Here is a 16529-nt window from a genome sequence, read left to right as displayed (position 1 = left end):
GTTAGACCGTGTCCTATGTGGTGAGGCGAGCGAGTCGTTTGTAGCAGCAGAGGGCGGCGGCGAGGCCGAGAAAGGCCAGGTAGTTGCGGGGATGGCGTTCGTAGCGGTGGTTGAGTCTGCGGTAACCGGTCAGCCAGGACATGGTCCGCTCGATGACCCATCTGCGGCGGCCTAACCGCTCGCTGGACTCGATGCCCTTGCGGGCGATGCGTACGCCGATGTGCTTGCCCCATAGCCATTTCCGCAGGTGAGGCACGTCGTACGCCTTGTCCGCATGCAGGCGCTGGGGCTTGAAGTGTCGGCCGCGGTGGGGGTCGTGTCTCGTTTGGTGACCCATGATCATGGGCTTCAGTGCGAGGCTGTCGTGGGTGTTGGCCGCGGAGAGGCCGACGATGAGGGGCAGTCCGTTCGCGTCCGACAGGACGTGCATCTTGGAACCCGGCTTGCCCCTGTCCACGGGGCTCGGACCTGTGAGTTCGCCCCTTTTTTAGCCCTGACGTGGGCGGAGTCGAGCACTGCCCGGGAGAGGTCGAGGAGGCCGGCGTCGTCCAAGCGGTGCAGGATCTCCTCGTGGAGACGGCCCCAGACACCGGCTCTCGACCAGATCAGGAACCTGCGGTGGGCCGTCGACTTCGATATCCCGAAGCACGGCGGTAACGCCCGCCAGGCACAACCGCTGACCAGCACGTAGATGATCGCGGCGAACAGCGTCTCATCAGGCGTGTCCTGCGTCCCGCCGCCCTGCGGCCGCACCTTTGACGGCGGGATCAGCGGCTCCGCGATCTCCCACAGCCCGTCCGGAACAATCCAACTCCACGTACCCTGCCCCATGACGAGCTCAACGAGCCAGCCCCACATAGGACACGGTCTTAGGGCTTGCCGGGAAACAAGTCGTGGCTTCCAGCTGTGGGGCTCGTTGGTCTGGTATGGGGAGACCGGAGGGGATCGAGGCCGTTCTGGCGGCGAAGTTCCAGGTGTTGTTGCCGCATCTGGACGAGCGTCAGCGTCGGCTGGCCATAGGGGCGGAAGCACTGTCGCTGGGGCGTGGCGGCATCAGGATCGTCGCCGCTGCAGCCGGGGTCCGGGAGGCCACGGTCTCGCGTGGGGCGGCTGAACTGGACTCCGGGCAGGCCCCGTTGGGGCGGGTGCGCCATCCCGGCGGAGGGCGGAAGAAGGCGGCCGAGCTGGACTCTGGGCTGCGGCCGGCACTGCTGGCGCTGGTCGAGCCCGACGAGCGGGGCGACCCGATGTCGCCGCTGCGTTGGACGACGAAGTCGACCCGGAAACTGGCGGCAGAGCTCACCCGCCAGGGGCACCGGGTCTCCGCCGACACCGTCGCCGGCCTGCTGCGGGAGGAAGGCTTCAGCCTGCAGGCCAACGCCAAGACCATTGAAGGTGCCCAGCACCCCGACAGAGATGCCCAGTTCCGCTACCTCAACGAGCAGGCACGAGATCACAGGGACGCCGGTGACCCGGTGATCAGCGTGGACAGCAAGAAGAAGGAGCTGATCGGCGACTACAAGAACGCCGGGCACGAATGGCAGCCCGCAGGACAGCCCGTGAGGGTCAAGACGCACGACTTCCCCGGCCAGGCCGAGAAGGCAATTCCATACGGAATCTACGACATGACGGCGAACACCGGCTGGGTCAGCATCGGCACCGATCACGACACTGCGGCATTCGCCGTCGCCTCGATCCGCCGCTGGTGGCAGGCGGTCGGCCGGCACGACTACCCCGGCGCCCGCCGACTGCTGATCACCGCAGACGGTGGCGGCTCCAACGGCTACCGCACCCGGGGCTGGAAGACCCAGCTCGCCGATCTCGCCGCCGAGACCGGCCTTGAGATCACGGTGTGCCACCTGCCGCCCGGCACCTCGAAGTGGAACAAGATCGAGCACCGGCTGTTCTCCCACATCACCATGAACTGGCGAGGCAGGCCCCTGACCAGCCACGAAGTCATGCTCCAGACCATCGCCGCGACCACCAGCCGCACCGGCCTCACCGTCCAGGCCGAACTCGACAGCGGTGAGTACCCCACCGGCATCCGCGTCAGCGACGACGAGATCGCCGCCCTGCCCATCACCCGCCACCGCTTCCACGGCGACTGGAACTACACCCTCCACCCCCAGCGCCCGACGGACACGGCGACCACCACCAGCACACAGGACGAGGCCCTGGCGGACGGACCGGCCCGCCTCACGCAGCGTTCGCTACAGGACCCGGAACTGACCGGGATGACCCGCCGGCAGCTCAACGAACTCATCGACGTGCTGACTCCAGCGATGGAGATTCAACGCGAGCAAGTGCTCCGCACCCGCAGAGGACACCAACGCCTGGTGGCCCCTGGCACAGGAGCCAAACCCAAGCTCACCCCAGCCGACCGAGTCCTGGCCACCGTGCTCCACCTGCGAAAACTCGCGACCATGGACCTCCTGGGCCAGCTCTTCAACACCACCGCCATGACCATCAGCCGCGCGGCGAAAGAAGTCCGCCCGCTCCTGGAAGCCCACGGAGTTCACATCCCTGCCTCGACCGCCCGCTTCCGCACGCCGACTGACATCGCGAGATTCCTCGACCTCGACAAAAACAAGATCAAACCGACGTGTTGATTCCCGGCAAGCCCTTATCACCGCACCCACGGGGTTGTTGTCGAAACGCCCGAATACATCCAGTATGCGGGCACCTCTCCGCCTTGCGATGCACCGCATCTGACGCCGCGCGCTGATCCACCAGGAATTGCGGGACAGCCCTTAGATCCTCTTGCTGACGCCGAGGGCTTCGACTCCGTCGAGACGATCGGTCCACTCCTTCCCGAGGTCGATCGGCATCCCGGAGGCGGACCAGTCCTCGACGATCTTCCGCGCCATGTCGAGGGCTCGTCTGGTTTGCCGGTGACGGCGGGCGAGTGGTCGAGTCGACGCTGGGCCTCGATGACTTCCGGTAGGACGCCGAACGGGATGTCGTGAGTGGAGCGGGTCCAGAGCTGATGCTGCGGGCAGAGGTGGATGTGGGCGGGCGAGAGGGTGATGACCACGGAAGCAGTCGGACTGCGACGGGCCGTGCAGCAGCGGCAGGGGCGGCTGATCAGCCGTTCCGTTCGCTGCCCGGGACCGTGCGGGCTGAGGAAGTCGGCGAGCGCAGGCGCGGGCGTGCTTGACGCCAGGTGAAGTCGGCGAGCGGGGCCCGGACCATGGGCAGATGGGTCCACGGGACTTCGATCCACCGGCGGCTGTCGCCTCGCCCTACCCAGACGCGGGAAACGTCATAGGGGTCGTAGTGGACCTCCCACAAGCCCTGCTTACCCGTCACCCCGGACGGCTGCCTCCGCAGGCGGTTGAGCTCGGGGCTGTCGTAGGTCCGGTAGTTGACCTTGATGCCGTAGTCGTTGACGGCCCTCCAGACTGCGGGCAGCAGTTCGATGTAATCCTCCGCCGACAAAGCGACGGGCAGATACCCGGCGCGGGCAACAGCGACGGCGTAGGACTCGTCCGGCGACAGCGTCCGCCCCGCCAGATAGAGGTTGCGCAGACCCTCGTGCGGACGCTGCCGCCAGCAGATGATCCACTCGTCTAGGAGATCCTGGAGCTGAGCGAGGGTCCAGACCGCCTCGGAGGCCGGATCGCTTCCGCGACGAGTGACATCGGAGCCGGTGTAGCCCGCGACGTACTGGCAGAACAGCGAGTTGATCGACGCGAAGGTCCTCTCCACGATCGCCTTGTCCGTCGGGGTCCTGGGCCGGGCGAGCTGCAGGGAGATCCCCAGCAGCGAGCAGGCGGAGGAGAACGTGTCGGAGACGAACACCTTGCCGTGGTCGATCACGATGGTGTCCGGGACGATGACCGGCTTGGCCGCGGCCTTCTCCAACCGCGCGTCCAGCCGCTGGTGCGGCAGGATCGAGTCCGACATCGCCAGGGTCTGGCTCCAGCCCGGCCGCATCGGCTCGGGAACCAGCATCCTCGCCAGCAGCACCGCAGCGTCGACGTCCTTCGTCCCCGCGGGCCTGAGCAGGGCCGCGCAGACCGTGCGCGTCGTGACATCGACGGCGATCGTCAACTCCGGTCGGTCCACGACCTCGTCGTCCAACACCGCCATCACGTCCAGCCGCGTGGAGTCGATCTGCACGATCTCCCCGGGGCGGGCTGGCCATGGACGGGGTGAACGGCCCCACGGGCCGAAGAGCCCGCTGGCGGCGGACCGTCGCCGACCCGAAGGACTCGTTGTTCTTCGCGAGGCTGTTCACCAGACGACAGAAGGTTGCCCTCGTCGGCAGAAGCTTCACCGCTTCCTCGCCGTGTCTCGCAGCGAGGATCTGCTCGGACCGCAGCATGAGCCGCTTGCGGTCGCCCGTCGAAAGGTCCGTCTGCCCGGCCAGCGCCTCGCTGACCGCCTCGACGACGCGCTCGTCCACCCTTCCGGTGCCGGGGACCGGGGCCGCGGTTTCCGGGACCGGCCGTCCACCAGTCCTCACAACCCCTCGGCCTCATAACGCTGCCGCATCTGCAGAAAGGTCCGCTTGCTCATCTGCTGCCCGCCGGCCGCCGGCTCGGCGACCTTCGCAGCTTCTCGTTCCATCAGATTCCGCAGGCCGGAACGTACTCGGGCCGAGGAGACATGCCCTCCTGGGCATCCGGCGGCAGCCCGGTGAGCACTTCCACCACGTGCTGTTCCCAGAGCCGGGCCTTCTCGACGGCCTGCGGCGGCAACGCATCCACCGACGCGAACGGCGGCAGGACTCGTTCCGGGACCGCCTCCGGCCCACGGCCCAGTACCTCGAAATCGGCGGCCGCCATCACGTAGCCGGCAGCCATGACATTGGTATCGCCCTCGTCGCTGAGTAGCCGCAGGGCCGTTCCCTCCAGCCCGATGACCTGCTGGTGCCGGCCCTCGAACCGGATCCGGTCCCCGACCCGCAGAACCCCACGTGGCGCCAGTTCAGCCATGACTCACCGCCGCACGGCCGATCATGGAGCCGTCTTCCAACGGCACCGACAGGTCAAGACGCAGGTCACCACACCACAGCAGGTGATAAAGCGTCGGCAGGACGGACAACGGGTCCCCCACCTCTTCGATGCCATCCATGCGCAACCGTGGATCGTCGAACGTGTCCATGAGCCGCTTCGCGACGTCGCCGACCCGATTACGTGGATGCCGATACCCCGACAGCCAGCGGACGTTGGCCATCTCCACCGGATCGGGCTCGTGCACCAGGGCGAAGGACCAGCAGCCCATCTCCTGGCACATCCCTTCGGTCGCCGAGAACTTCACCGCGTCCTCCGGGCCGACCCGATCCGCCGGCCGGACATCGACGACCAGGCCCGAGCCGTCATCCAGCCGTGCGAAGTAGTTGGGCGTATGCCAGATCCGGCGCTTCTCCCCCTGCCAGGTCACCCGGAACGGCTGCGAGGCCAGCCCCACCACCCGCCGGTCATGATCGAGGAGCATGGTCCGGTCCCGCTCCAGCCACGACTCGACCCCCACCAGCGACTGCGTCGTCGCGGCCCAGTACCAGTCCGAGAAGTGCCGCTGCCCCTGGTACGACGTGAACCGCCGCACCGGGAGCACCGGCTCGAACCGAACCCGGGACACCGCCTCCAGCACCTTCCGCAGCCAGCCACCCTCACCATCAGCCCACTCGACATCGACCAGACCCAGATCCATCGCCACCCCCGGCTCCGCGTACCTGCCGACACGACCGTGACAGGTACTGCGAGAACCAGACCAGGAAAATGAGATCAAACCCAACGTAAGGGGCAAACGTCGCCGCTCAGCACGCGACGCAATGAGAATCCGACACCGCGAACGAGAAGCAGTGAGAATCCGACAGCTTCAATGCGACAGGACACGGGCTTCCCGGCCTTGTGCTTTCGAAGCTGCCGCGAAGTGACAAGTAGCTCCCGGTAGCTGTCTCTGATGCCCACACGTCGGATGGGACCCGGCTGATCGACCACGCCGGGAGGCGCTGTCGCTAAGATCCGCTCATGACGTCACGACGGGCAGATGCCGCGTAGACCGCCGCGTAAGGTTTGGGTCGTAGCTCCCGGCCTTCCAGGCGATGGTGCCACCACCAGCACGTTGCTCGTCAGTCGCTGCCCCGGGGTACCGGTTTGTGCGAGCATGCACACGTACCTCTTTGTCGATGGACTCGACATGATCGCGCGAAGCCACAGCGGGGCCGTCGGCCTGCATCCCCGACGGCTCCTCCGCCCCGGCGGACCGCTCTATCCGGCTGATGCAATTCGAGACGTCAACGTGGCATCTGTGGTGCCCTCTGAGCCCAACGCGGGTGGGCTCGTCGTCCGTGTGCGCCTCCAGGGCGGGACCGTCGTCTGGACCGATCTGATGTACCCAGACCTCCAGGGCAGGCTCGTAGACGAAGTCCGGTTCGATCTCAGGCAGTACCTCGGCGAGATCGAGAGGGCCTATCGGGAGTGGAAGGATGTTGACGACGAGGCCGGCCTGCCGGGAGAGGGCTGTCGAAACACCCGTGGTCCAATTGAATAGGCGCATGGGAAGCGCCCAGGGCCAGAGGCCCACATCGCGGCGATGGCGCCTACGTGGTGGTACAGCCGATTACGCGCACTCCGGCGCAGAGGCGAGAGTGCTGTTGCGCCATCGGCTTGACTGGGCAAGCCAGGAGACCTGGTTGGAGGATGAGCATAAACCTGGGTCGACGGTGGCTACCGCCAGCACCTCGTCGAGCACGCCGCCACCACCGGCATCGACATGCACATCGTCCGCCGCGACCCCACCACCAGGGGATTTACCGTTCTGCCCCGCCGCTGGACCGTTGAGCGGACCCTGGGATGGCTCATGAACCACCGGCGCCTGGCCCGCTGTCGCCGCAGACGACGACGTACTCCTCGGTGACCCAGCGGGGATGTGGATGGCCTCGGCCAGGCGTGTGGCGCGATCGGTGCTGCCGCCTTCTTCGCCGTGGCGCATCACGGCCAGCAGTTCCTGGCCGACGCTGTGCTGCTGTTCGGGTGTGCGCTTGGCGTCGCCGATCTCGCAGGTGAGGTGGTGGATGCGGGCGCGCGCGGGCGTCAGGTCGGGGGGATGCGGACCCTGAGCGTTCCAGTGAGGGTAGTCGTGCGGCAAATAGCGCCAGGGGATCCCGGTGCGGCTCACGTAGAGGACCGCGTCCAGCAGGCTTCGCAGGTCCTGATTCGGTGGCCTGCCGATGCAAGTCCGCGCCCGCCATGCGGTCAGGACCGGCCCGACCAACTCCCATCGGACATCGGAGAGGTCGCTTGGATAGCGATGGCGCTCAGTCATGATTCTGGAGCACCGGCCGCCCGCGGACCCGGCCCGGGCGCATGCGTGAGACGCGCGAAGCGAACGGTGCACAACAGCGCGTCCTGGGATGAAACAGGAGGGGTGCGGGCGAGACAACGGCATCAGCACCCCACCAGCACCACCGGGACCTCGAGAAGCACCGATCTCATCCAAGCCGAGTCATATAGCACCTGAAACCGCATCAAGAGAGGCGTGTACACCCTCTAAGCTTGTCGTTTAACGACTCTGCTGGGCAGGCAACGGCGCTGGGGCAGTGATCGACGTAGGCCTATCCCCAACAGCGTCTTGCCCACCATCCGTCGTCAGGCGACGCGAAGGGGTCGGGCCAGGTTTTGGCGATGTAGGAGTCGTCGAGCGGTTTCACCAGATGCCGCAGTTCACGCGCCGCCCGTGGCGGGAGAGCGTGCATTGCCGCTTCCAGAACTCCTCGCTCGTCGGTTGCGTAGAAGCGGTTGCACAAAGGGCAACCACAACCGCCGGAGAGTGCACGACTGGGGCGGCGTGCTGTTCGCGACCACTGCCGCAAGGCCTGGGCTATCGCCCCAGGCCAGAGCCGATCGTGTTCGAGACGGGAAACCGCTCCGGCGAGCTTGCCGGAGCCAAGCGGCAACCCAGGCGTCGGTGTTTCATGTGCCTGCCGCCTCGGATGGCGTCCGGAGGCGCGGACTTGGGACGGCCGATTACGCGGCATCGTCCTTTCTGAGCTTGTTGTTCACGCGGTCAGCATGCCAGATCCGGGGCGGCTTCGCGCCCCGGATTACGCGGCGGACGAGTCGCTTCGCCAGTGCGCCGAGGCTTGGTCCCTTGCTTGTGGTGCGCGGGTCGGGTGTAGGACTCGCCCGTGGCGAGGACTCGTCCGACGTCGTAGCGGGTGGCGGGCTGTCGGTTCTTCGAGCCAAGCCGTCGACCGGGGCCGGGGCGGGTGGGTTTCGGTGCACCGGCTGGCGCCCCGTCTTCGCCCGCAGGTTCCTGAACCCCCGCTTCACCCGGGCGATCCTCGTCGGCGATGGCACGACACCACCGGCGACGCACGGCCGCTCCTGCCCGCCGTCCCGGAACGACGTGGCCGCGCCCGCTTGACGGTTCTGCGGCTCGACGAACAGTCGGCGTATGCGTCACGTGACTGCATCGATGCCCCGGACGACGACTGCGCTCCGAGTGCTTTGAGCTGGGTTCGATACCGCTGCCGACACTGCCGCCGTAGCCCCGCTACTGTCTGGAGTATCTCGATTCCTTGGAGCATCCGTGCAAAACGATGGAAAGGCTCGTGGGGAGCAGCGCTCGACGCGGAATTCCGGTCCGGCGGTGGTGAGCCGAGAACTCGAGACCGCAGAAATCATCCGGCGTGTGGGCACTGGCCGGTCCCACAGCGACGTCTTGATCGTCACGGGTGACCCCGGTGCCGGAAAAAGCACGCTGCTCGACCTCGCGGCCGATCGCGCACGGGGCGCGGGTGGCCGAGTGCTGCGGACGGTGGGGAGCGAATCCGAAGCGCACCTCGGATTCGCCGGTCTTCATCAGTTGTTGCGCCCGGTACTCGCTGAAGCACAGGGACTGCCGTCGCGGCAGCGCTCCGCGCTCCGAGCCGTCCTGGGGCTCGAAGAGTGTGCGGAGACTCCCGACGCAATGCTCGTCGGTCTGGCGGTCCTGACCTTGTTGTCCGACCTGGCGGAAACCGCCCCGCTGGTGGTGGTGGTCGACGACGCCCAGTGGATCGACCGCGCATCACTGGACGTTCTCTCTTTCGTGGCGCGACGCATGGACAGCGAGCCTGTCACGCTGCTGATCGGAGTCCGCACCGCGACCGCGCTGCCTGGATTCGACAAGGAATACGAGCGCCTCGAACTCGGCCCGCTGGACGCTGAGGCGGCCAACCTACTGCTGGACCGGCAACCCACGCCGCCCACCGGCCGAGCCCGGGTGCGGATCCTCCTGGAGGCGGCCGGGAACCCGCTGGCCCTGGTGGAACTGACCCACGCCACCGCGATCCGGCACCCCGAGGGGAGTGGCGTGCAGGGCCCGCTGCCGGTCACCGAGCGACTGGAGCGGATCTTCGCGGGGCACATGGCGGACCTGCCGGAACCGACCCGCCGCATCCTGCTGCTGCTCGCGGCCGCCAACGCGGCGGACGCTCCGGCGGCGGCCGTGGGACTTCCCGAGGCGGACGACGAGGCATGGGTACCCGCGGACCGGGCCGGTCTCGTACGCCAGGACGGATCCCGGATATCCTTCCGCCACCCGCTCATCCGCTCCGCCGTCTACCATGCCGCGTCGTTCAAGGAACGCCGCCGGGCCCACCTCGCTCTCGCGGAGTTGCTGCGCGAGGAACCCGACCGCCGCGCCTGGCACCTCGCCGCCGCGACCGTACGCCCCGACCAGGACGTGTCGGCCGCGCTGCAGCAGACGGCCGACCGGGCCCGGCGCCGGGGTGGCTTCGCGGCTGCGGCTGCGGCTCAGGAGCGCGCCGCGGAACTCAGCCCGCGCCGCGAGGACCGGGCGCGTCTTCTGACCGAAGCCGCCACCACCGCCGTCTTCACCGGTCAGCTCGGCTGGGTGGAACAACTGGCCGCCGCAGTCCGCCAGTGCACCGACGACCAGGTACTGCTGGGCAAAGCCGCGCTTGCCACTGGACAGCTCATGTCCCTGGGCTCCCATCACGTAGCAGCCTTCGCCCTGCTCATGCGTGTTGCCGACGAGGCGACGGACGCCCGGTCGCCCCTCGTTCTCGACGCGCTGGCCGCGGCGGCGGTGGTCCGTTACTACTCGGGCGAGGAGTCCCAACAGCGACAGATCCAGAGCCTGCTCTCCCGCATGCCCGACGATGCCGCCGGAGCGGCGCTGCGTGCCTGGGTCCTGGCCGTCTCCGACCCCAGCAGCGCAGGAGCCTTCCTCACACCGGCCCTGCCCGGGCTCATCGCCAAGGCCAAGGGCGATGCCAGTCGCCTGACCGCTCTGGCCATCGTCGCCTGGCTGCTCGACCAGACCGCCCTCGCCGCCAGGACCTTCGACGAGGCGTTCGGCCAGTGGCAGACCCGTGGAGGGCTCCCGGACGGACTGGGATGCGCGGCCGGCTGGACCCGTCTGGAGCAGGGCCGATGGGCCGAGGCCCGCTCGGTGGCGACTGACATCGCGGCCATGGCATCGTCGGCCGGACTTGACCACGCTGAGGCGTGTGCTCACGCACTCGATGCCACGGTGGTCGCTCTGCTGGGCGACCCGGCCACCGCACGCCGGCTCGTCGAACGAGCCCTGGCTCTCGTCGATCCACTGGAGAGCCGTTCCGTCGCGGTCTTCGCGCGTCGGGCCCTGGGGATGGCGGCCGTGGCCGAGGGCGACTACGACACCGCGTACACGCAGTTCCGCTCCGCGTTCACCGACGACGGCGATCCGGTCCACTACCACGTCTCCTACACCCTCCTGGCCGAACTGGCGGCGGCGGCCGTCCGCCGAGGACGACAGGAACACGCCGCAGAGCTGCTGGAACGGTCGGCGCGGCGCCTCGGTACAGGCATGTCGGCACGGGTGAGGACACTGATCGACCGTGGCCGCGCCCTGCTGGCGGATCCCGAGCACGCGGAGTCGTTCTTCCGGGCAGCGCTCAAGGATCCCGCAGGTGAGCAGTGGCCGTTCGAACGGGCGCAGACGCAGCTCGACTACGGGGAATGGCTCCGGCGGCAGCGCCGTATCTCCGAGGCCCGTCCGCTGCTGAGCGCCGCTCTGGAAACCTTCCAGCGGCTGGGCGCGCGGCCGTGGGTCGAGCGGGCACAGGCAGAACTGCGCGCCGCCGGCATCGAGGCCGGCGACGTCGTACCCACCGCCTTCGCCGAGATCAGCCCCCAACAGCAGCAGATCGTCCAGCTGGCGGCACGTGGCCTGACGAATCGTGAGATCGGGGAAAAGCTGTTCCTCTCACCGCGCACGGTCGGTTCGCACCTCTACCGGGTGTTCCCCAAGCTCGGCATCACCGCCCGCTCACAGCTCCGCGACGTGGTCGAAGGCGTCCTGTCGAGTACCGGCGTGCAGGGCCGGCCGGCCCCGGCTGTCGCGGTGCGCTGCGTCGATTTCGAGGACCAGTGCAAAGGCGCCCAGGCCGTCTGACCAACGCCAGAACGCATCATGGCGCGACCGCGCACCCTTGCATTTCGCTGATTTGCCGGCGCCGAAGCCGCCGCCGTGAAAGGCGGGGACAGTCAGCGCACACGACACGGCCAGCAAGCGGCATACAGATCCGGCTGCCGCCTCGTGAACGCGGCGAGATAGCCACGTACTCGTCCACGGGGCATCCGGGAACGGAACTCGGAACGGGGAGCGCCCCCCTCGCCTTTCACCAGGTCGACGAGAGGAAATGTCCCTGTTCAGAGCGGTACGCACTGGTGCAGTCACGTGACGGATACCGCGCCCGCCGGAGCCGCTCGTACGGTTGGGCAAACCTTACGAACTCCAAGGAAATCACGTGGAACAGATTACGCTCGGCAATGTCTCCATCACCCGCGTTTGGGAATACTACGGATCCGTCCATATGGAGCCCCACACCTTCTTCCCGGAAAGCTCGCAGGAAGTCTGGAAGGACGGCTGCCACTGGTTGGCTCCGCATTTCCTGGACTCCGAGACCAACACTGTGAATTCCGCGATCCAGACCTGGCTGCTGCGCAGCGGAGGCAAGACCATCCTCGTCGACACCGGTGTGGGCAACCACAAGGAGCGCCCCTACGCGCCGGTCTGGAGCCACCTGGAGACGGACTTCCTGGCCAACCTCGCCCGGGCAGGTGTCCAGCCCGAGGACGTGGACATCGTGATCAACACGCATCTGCACATCGATCACGTCGGCTGGAACACGTATCTGGACGGGCGGAGTTGGGTTCCCACCTTTCCCAACGCGACCTATCTGATGCCGAAGGAGGACTTCGACTTCTGGAACCCGGCAAACGGCCACCAGCCGCTGCCTGGCCGCGGCAACCAGAACGTCTTCGAGGACAGCGTGGCCCCGGTGCACCAGGCCGGCCAGACGCTGCTGTGGGAGAACAGCCACCAGATCGACGCCGACCTGCGCCTGGACGCGGCTCCCGGACACACCCCTGGCTCCTCTGTACTGACCCTCAACTCAGGGACGGACCGTGCGGTGTTCGTCGGTGACCTGCTGCACAACCCGGTGCAGATCGTCGAACCGGACGCCAACAGCTGCTTCTGCGAGGACCCCGCGGGCGCCCGCGGCACCCGCCGCAAGGTGCTGGGCTGGGCGGCCGACAACAACGCGCTCCTGATCCCCGCGCACCTGGGTGGTCACGGTGCCGCCGAAATCGCGCGTAACGGCAACACCTTCGACATCAAGGGCTGGGCGCCCTTCGCCCCGTACTCCGAGCAGGGCTGACGCCCCCGGAAAGGTCTAGCTGTGATTCACGAACCCCAGCCCGTCGTCACCACTGCACAGGGAGCCGTCCGTGGTCTCCGTAAGGATGACGGCACCGCCACCTTCCTGAACATCCCCTACGCCGCTCCTCCGATGGGCGCCGGCCGGTTCGCCCCGCCGCAGCCGCACGAGCCCTGGGACGGAGTACGGGACGCCACCGTGCCCGGCCCCAACGCCCCGCAGTCCGAGCGGAAGCTCGGCAGCATCGACATGGCCCCCTACTTCGGCACCGGCTGGAGCCGTGGCGAGGACTACCTCACCGTCAACGTTTTCCAGCCCACCGCCGCGGACAGCGGTCTGCCCGTGATGGTGTTCGTCCACGGCGGCGGGTTCGTCGCTGGGTCGACGCGGTCCGCGCTGTACGACGGTTCCGCCTTCGCCCGCCACGGCGTCGTCCTGGTCACACTCAACTACCGGCTGGGCATCGCCGGGTTCCTCGACATCCCCGGGGCGCCTGCCAACCGCGGCCTGCTCGATGTCGTCGCGGCGCTGCGCTGGGTGCGGGAGAACATCGCCGCCTTCGGTGGTGACCCGGACAACGTCACCCTTTTCGGCCAGTCGGCTGGGGCGACCGTCGTCGGCGGCATCCTCGCCACCCCTGGGGCCGCGGGCCTGTTCCGCCGGGCGATCGTGCAGAGCGGCAGCGGTCTGGGGGCGTTCACCTCCGAGCAGGCCGCCCGTGTCACCAAGGCCGCGGCCGGGGAACTGGGCATCGAGCCGCACACCGACGCCTTCGCGGGCATCTCCGACGAGCGCCTGGTGGAGGCCGCCTCCCGGCTCGCGGGCATCGACCTGCGGACCGGGACGCACCACGATCCGCTGATCGGCCTCAGCCCCTTCAGCCTGGTGCTCGACACACAGCCCGCCGTATCCGTCGGCGCCGGCCTGAGCGCCGATGTCGACCTGCTCGTCGGGGCCAACACCGAGGAGGGAAACCTCTATTTGGTCCCGGTGGACAAGTACGCAACCTCGACCGCCGACGACGTCGACGATACGGCGGCGCGCTCGCACCCGAAACCGGCGCAGCTCGTGGAGACGTACCGCAACACCCGCCCCGAGGCGTCCTTCGGTGAGCTGCGGTCGGCCATCATGGGTGACGCGCTGTTCGGCGCGGGCAGCTGGGCCCTGGTCGGCGCGCACGCCGCCCACCCCCAGTCCGCCACGTTCAGCTACGAGTTCGCCTGGCGCTCCCAGGCCCTGGGCGGAGACCTCGGCGCCACCCACACGATGGAACTTCCCTTCGTCTTCGACGTCGCCGAACTCCCGCAGCTGGCGGGTGAGGGCGTCCTGCTCGGCCCCGACAAGCCCCCCGCGGACCTTGCCACCCGCACGCACAAGGCCTGGATCCGCTTCGCCAGGATCGGCAACCCCGGCTGGAACCAGTACGACACCACACGCCGGACCACGATGCGCATCGACGCCGAGTGGACCCAGGTCGACGACCCCCGCAGCCAGGAACGACAGGCCTGGGCCTGCCCCCCTCGCACGGATCGCTCTGTGCGCCCTTCCGGCAAGGACACACCATGAGAACCGTCATCACGACGTCCTTCAGTCCGGCGCCGGCCGCCCTGAGTACGGCGGTGACGTTGCGCAGGGCCTGCGTGGTCTGCTCGGCGACCGTGGTGCCGACGACCGCGCCGGTGGCCGGGTCGAGCGGGAGTTGCCCGGAGATCTGAAGGATCGGGCCCTTGCAGATGCCCTGGGACAGCGGGTCTTCCGGAGTGGGTGCGTTCTCGGTGGGCAGCGGGAAGCACACTGGTCACCGGCGCGGGAGTCGGTGTCCTGGCCGCCGAGGCCGTCGTAGCCAAAATGTGCGAGAACCAGCCCACCCCTGAGCGGGTACGCGTCGATGCCCTGGGCTCGGTCGGGATGAGGGCGGGCACCATGGGCTCCGCGTTCGCGGCCTCTGTCGTGGACACCATGTCCATGGGCGGCCGTGCCTACGCAAACGGCCGGCTGGTAACCGTGCGCCTGGGCGCCGACGCGCAGCATCTCACCCTCCCCGATGCTGAGACGGTGAAGTCCGCGGGCGCCCCCACCGGCGAACTCATGGCCGCACAGTGGGTCAGCGGCGCCGGCTCAGTCACCCTGACTACGGCCCTGGCCCCCACGTCTGCGATCGCACGCGCGATCCTTCCGCCGGCCGGGAATCTGCTGTCGATCCCGGCGGTGCAGCGTCTCGCCGTCCGTCGTGTGGCCGCCGTCAAGACAAAGGCCACGCCCGAGCCGTGCCGGCACTCCTGGGTCCACGCGGTCGTCATGTGGCCCGATGACACACGTCGCGGGGGCTGGCTGCGTGCCGACGACGGCATGGACTACGCCGCCGCCGTCGCCGCCGAGACCGCCGCCCGCCTCGCACGCGGCCAGGGCAAGCCCGGCGCCTACACTCCCGCAGCAGCCCTCGGCCCCGACCTCGCCGGCGCAGCCGGCGGCACCTTCATCCTCGGCTGAGGCCCCGCACCGCATGCTCACGGGGTGCCGTGCCATCGGCGACGACGCGGCGCCGGCCGCGCGGTGGTAGCCCTCCCAGTCACCCACGCCCCACTGGTCGCCCAGGTACGTGCGGGCGCCCTCGAACGCCTCGGCAACGGCGATTTCATCGTCGGCCTGCAGCTCCCCGAGGTCGCCTCGCCGGCGCCCCGCGGCCATGGTCTGCGCGCCGCCGCGCTGCCGTTCGTGGAGGAGCTGCACCGGGTTACCGGCCAGCGCATCCTTCTCACCGTGCGCGACGGCGACGAGCCGTTCTCGTCGAGCGCCTGTCCGCACGGGACTCGGCAGAGATCAAGTACCGGGTCGGCGGTCGCCTTCCCCTCACCGGGACCGGCATCGGCATCGGCCTGCTGGCGCACGCCCTCGAGCGGGTGCGGGAAGAGGCGCTGGCCGAGGCGAACAACGCGGCGCTCCGGCGTCGACTCATGGCCGCCGTGCGCACAAAGGGCGCCTGCGCCGCAGGCCCGCCGTCCGCAGCGCCGTCCGAGCGGCGGCCCGGGTTCCGCCTTCGTCGGGGGCGACCAGAGGAAGCGCGCCCAGCGCATGACCGCGATCTGGTCAGTCAGTCAGTCTGCGCACGCCGACAGGCTCAGCCACCAAACCCGCCACAGCCAGATCAACGGACGCCACCACACATCCAACCGCTGGGACCGCCCACCCGGCGCACCTTCCCGGTCAGAGCACTACCCAGCCGCCACAACCATGCCGGCCGTGACCTGAGGACGGTTGGGGAGCAGCGACGTGAGGTTGTCCCTTACGAAGTCCGCGGCCCGCTCGACCGACTCTTCGGCCCCGGTCTGGTCTTCAAAGACGCTGGTAGAGACCATCACTCCGTCCCCTGCGTCCACCCAGTAGTAGGACACGAAGCCGGGGACGCGGCGGAGGAGAGGCACGAATCCCTCATCCACTCGGCGTCCCGCCTCGGCAGAGTCAGTCACTCCTTCGTAACGCCGAATCACTGCGTACACAGCTGATCTCCTCACGGATCTCCAGGTCACCCTTGCGCGAAGCGACCTACCCCCACTGAGCGCCTTTCGCTCGGGAACGCCCGGAAGTGACCCGTATAGGCGCACCGGTGATCCAGACCGGGGGTCTGCTGGGGCCAGTGCTGGGCGAACCGGGACATCCCGGAAGTCCGGTCAGGGCCTTGAATCCAAACGGCCAGGGCTGCTCGCAAGCCCCACTCGGTTGGGTCTTCAACCAGACGGGGGAGTTTCAGTGAGCGGGTCCGGTTTCTACCGGGCGGGATTCGTCGCGGCTGTAGGCGGACCAACCCCCGACGAAGAGCCGGCCGCGGCCGAGGGCTGTGTGCTCCAGGGCAAGGAGGTTAGGACAG

At 68.4% G+C, this 16529-nt stretch carries 10 protein-coding genes and 4 pseudogenes; 7 read left to right on the top strand and 7 right to left on the bottom strand.

Annotation, left to right across the window (positions count from 1 at the left end; translation table 11 throughout):
* Positions 1-13: 13 nt before the first annotated feature.
* Positions 14-831 (bottom strand): IS5 family transposase gene (locus OG538_RS36345; protein ID WP_406088851.1). Its coding sequence is split into 2 segments (ribosomal slippage): positions 14-483 and positions 483-831, totalling 819 coding nucleotides; the frame shifts between segments, so codons are not numbered across the junction.
* Between the two features lie 95 nt (positions 832-926).
* Here OG538_RS36345 and OG538_RS36340 point away from each other — a divergent pair.
* Positions 927-2609, top strand: a complete 1683-nt coding sequence (locus tag OG538_RS36340) for an ISAzo13 family transposase (RefSeq protein ID WP_406099910.1) — start codon at positions 927-929, stop codon at positions 2607-2609.
* A gap of 475 nt (positions 2610-3084) precedes the next feature.
* Here the strand turns inward: OG538_RS36340 and OG538_RS36335 are convergent, their stop codons facing one another.
* The 3 genes from OG538_RS36335 to OG538_RS36325 form a co-directional block, all read right to left on the bottom strand.
* A complete protein-coding gene (locus OG538_RS36335) occupies positions 3085-4122 on the bottom strand; it encodes a Mu transposase C-terminal domain-containing protein (protein ID WP_406099908.1) in 1038 nt (345 codons plus the stop codon).
* 449 nt (positions 4123-4571) lie between these two features.
* On the bottom strand, positions 4572-4940 hold the full coding sequence (locus tag OG538_RS36330) for a hypothetical protein (RefSeq protein WP_406099906.1): 369 nt from the start codon (positions 4938-4940) through the stop codon (positions 4572-4574).
* Complete coding sequence (locus OG538_RS36325; protein WP_406100444.1) at positions 4933-5658, bottom strand: TnsA-like heteromeric transposase endonuclease subunit; 726 nt, start codon at positions 5656-5658, stop codon at positions 4933-4935. Before OG538_RS36325 ends, OG538_RS36330 begins: the two co-directional genes overlap by 8 nt.
* Before the next feature lie 456 nt (positions 5659-6114).
* On the opposite strand from OG538_RS36325, the gene OG538_RS36320 reads away from it, so the two are divergent.
* Positions 6115-6501, top strand: coding sequence for a hypothetical protein (locus OG538_RS36320; protein WP_406099905.1), 387 nt, complete (start codon positions 6115-6117; stop codon positions 6499-6501).
* Positions 6502-6663: 162 nt separating this feature from the next.
* Positions 6664-6834: pseudogene (locus OG538_RS36315) on the top strand (IS5/IS1182 family transposase); the annotation flags it as partial.
* Positions 6835-7080: 246 nt separating this feature from the next.
* On the opposite strand, the pseudogene OG538_RS36310 reads toward OG538_RS36315, so the two are convergent.
* Positions 7081-7275, bottom strand: a pseudogene (locus tag OG538_RS36310) (transposase); the annotation flags it as partial.
* A gap of 741 nt (positions 7276-8016) precedes the next feature.
* A pseudogene (locus tag OG538_RS36305) lies at positions 8017-8288 on the bottom strand (hypothetical protein); the annotation flags it as partial.
* Between the two features lie 253 nt (positions 8289-8541).
* Here OG538_RS36305 and OG538_RS36300 point away from each other — a divergent pair.
* The 3 genes from OG538_RS36300 to OG538_RS36290 all read left to right on the top strand — a co-directional run bounded on the left by OG538_RS36300 (position 8542) and on the right by OG538_RS36290 (position 14230).
* Entirely contained in the window at positions 8542-11394 is a 2853-nt protein-coding gene (locus OG538_RS36300) for an AAA family ATPase (protein ID WP_406099903.1), read from the top strand.
* Between the two features lie 355 nt (positions 11395-11749).
* The gene (locus OG538_RS36295) at positions 11750-12664 is read left to right on the top strand and encodes an MBL fold metallo-hydrolase (protein ID WP_406099902.1); all 915 of its coding nucleotides are present in this window, start codon (positions 11750-11752) and stop codon (positions 12662-12664) included.
* 21 nt (positions 12665-12685) lie between these two features.
* Positions 12686-14230 carry a carboxylesterase/lipase family protein gene (locus OG538_RS36290; RefSeq protein WP_406099901.1) on the top strand — a complete coding sequence of 515 codons (1545 nt, stop codon included), beginning with the start codon at positions 12686-12688 and terminating at the stop codon, positions 14228-14230.
* Positions 14231-14291: 61 nt separating this feature from the next.
* Here OG538_RS36290 and OG538_RS36285 read toward each other — a convergent pair.
* Positions 14292-14459: pseudogene (locus tag OG538_RS36285) on the bottom strand (Rid family hydrolase); the annotation flags it as partial.
* Between OG538_RS36285 and OG538_RS36280 the strand changes: the two are divergent.
* Positions 14429-15154: a hypothetical protein gene (locus tag OG538_RS36280; RefSeq protein ID WP_406099899.1), complete on the top strand. Its 726-nt coding sequence runs from the start codon at positions 14429-14431 to the stop codon at positions 15152-15154. The pseudogene OG538_RS36285 and the gene OG538_RS36280 overlap by 31 nt on opposite strands.
* The last annotated feature ends 1375 nt before the right edge of the window (positions 15155-16529 follow it).

It is taken from the genome of Streptomyces sp. NBC_01013 (assembly GCF_045162765.1).
GTDB lineage: Bacteria > Actinomycetota > Actinomycetes > Streptomycetales > Streptomycetaceae > Streptomyces.
The sequence above is the reverse complement of the archived record's forward strand: the minus strand, read 5'-3'. Positions and strand labels throughout refer to the sequence as shown.

What these genes read in the sequence shown, in the direction of transcription:
- OG538_RS36330 (WP_406099906.1), bottom strand. Translation starts at nt 4,940, where the DNA reads ATGGCTGAACTGGCGCCACGTGGGGTTCTGCGGGTCGGGGACCGGATC.
- OG538_RS36320 (WP_406099905.1), top strand. Translation starts at nt 6,115, where the DNA reads ATGCACACGTACCTCTTTGTCGATGGACTCGACATGATCGCGCGAAGC.
- OG538_RS36340 (WP_406099910.1), top strand. Translation starts at nt 927, where the DNA reads ATGGGGAGACCGGAGGGGATCGAGGCCGTTCTGGCGGCGAAGTTCCAG.
- OG538_RS36325 (WP_406100444.1), bottom strand. Translation starts at nt 5,658, where the DNA reads ATGGATCTGGGTCTGGTCGATGTCGAGTGGGCTGATGGTGAGGGTGGC.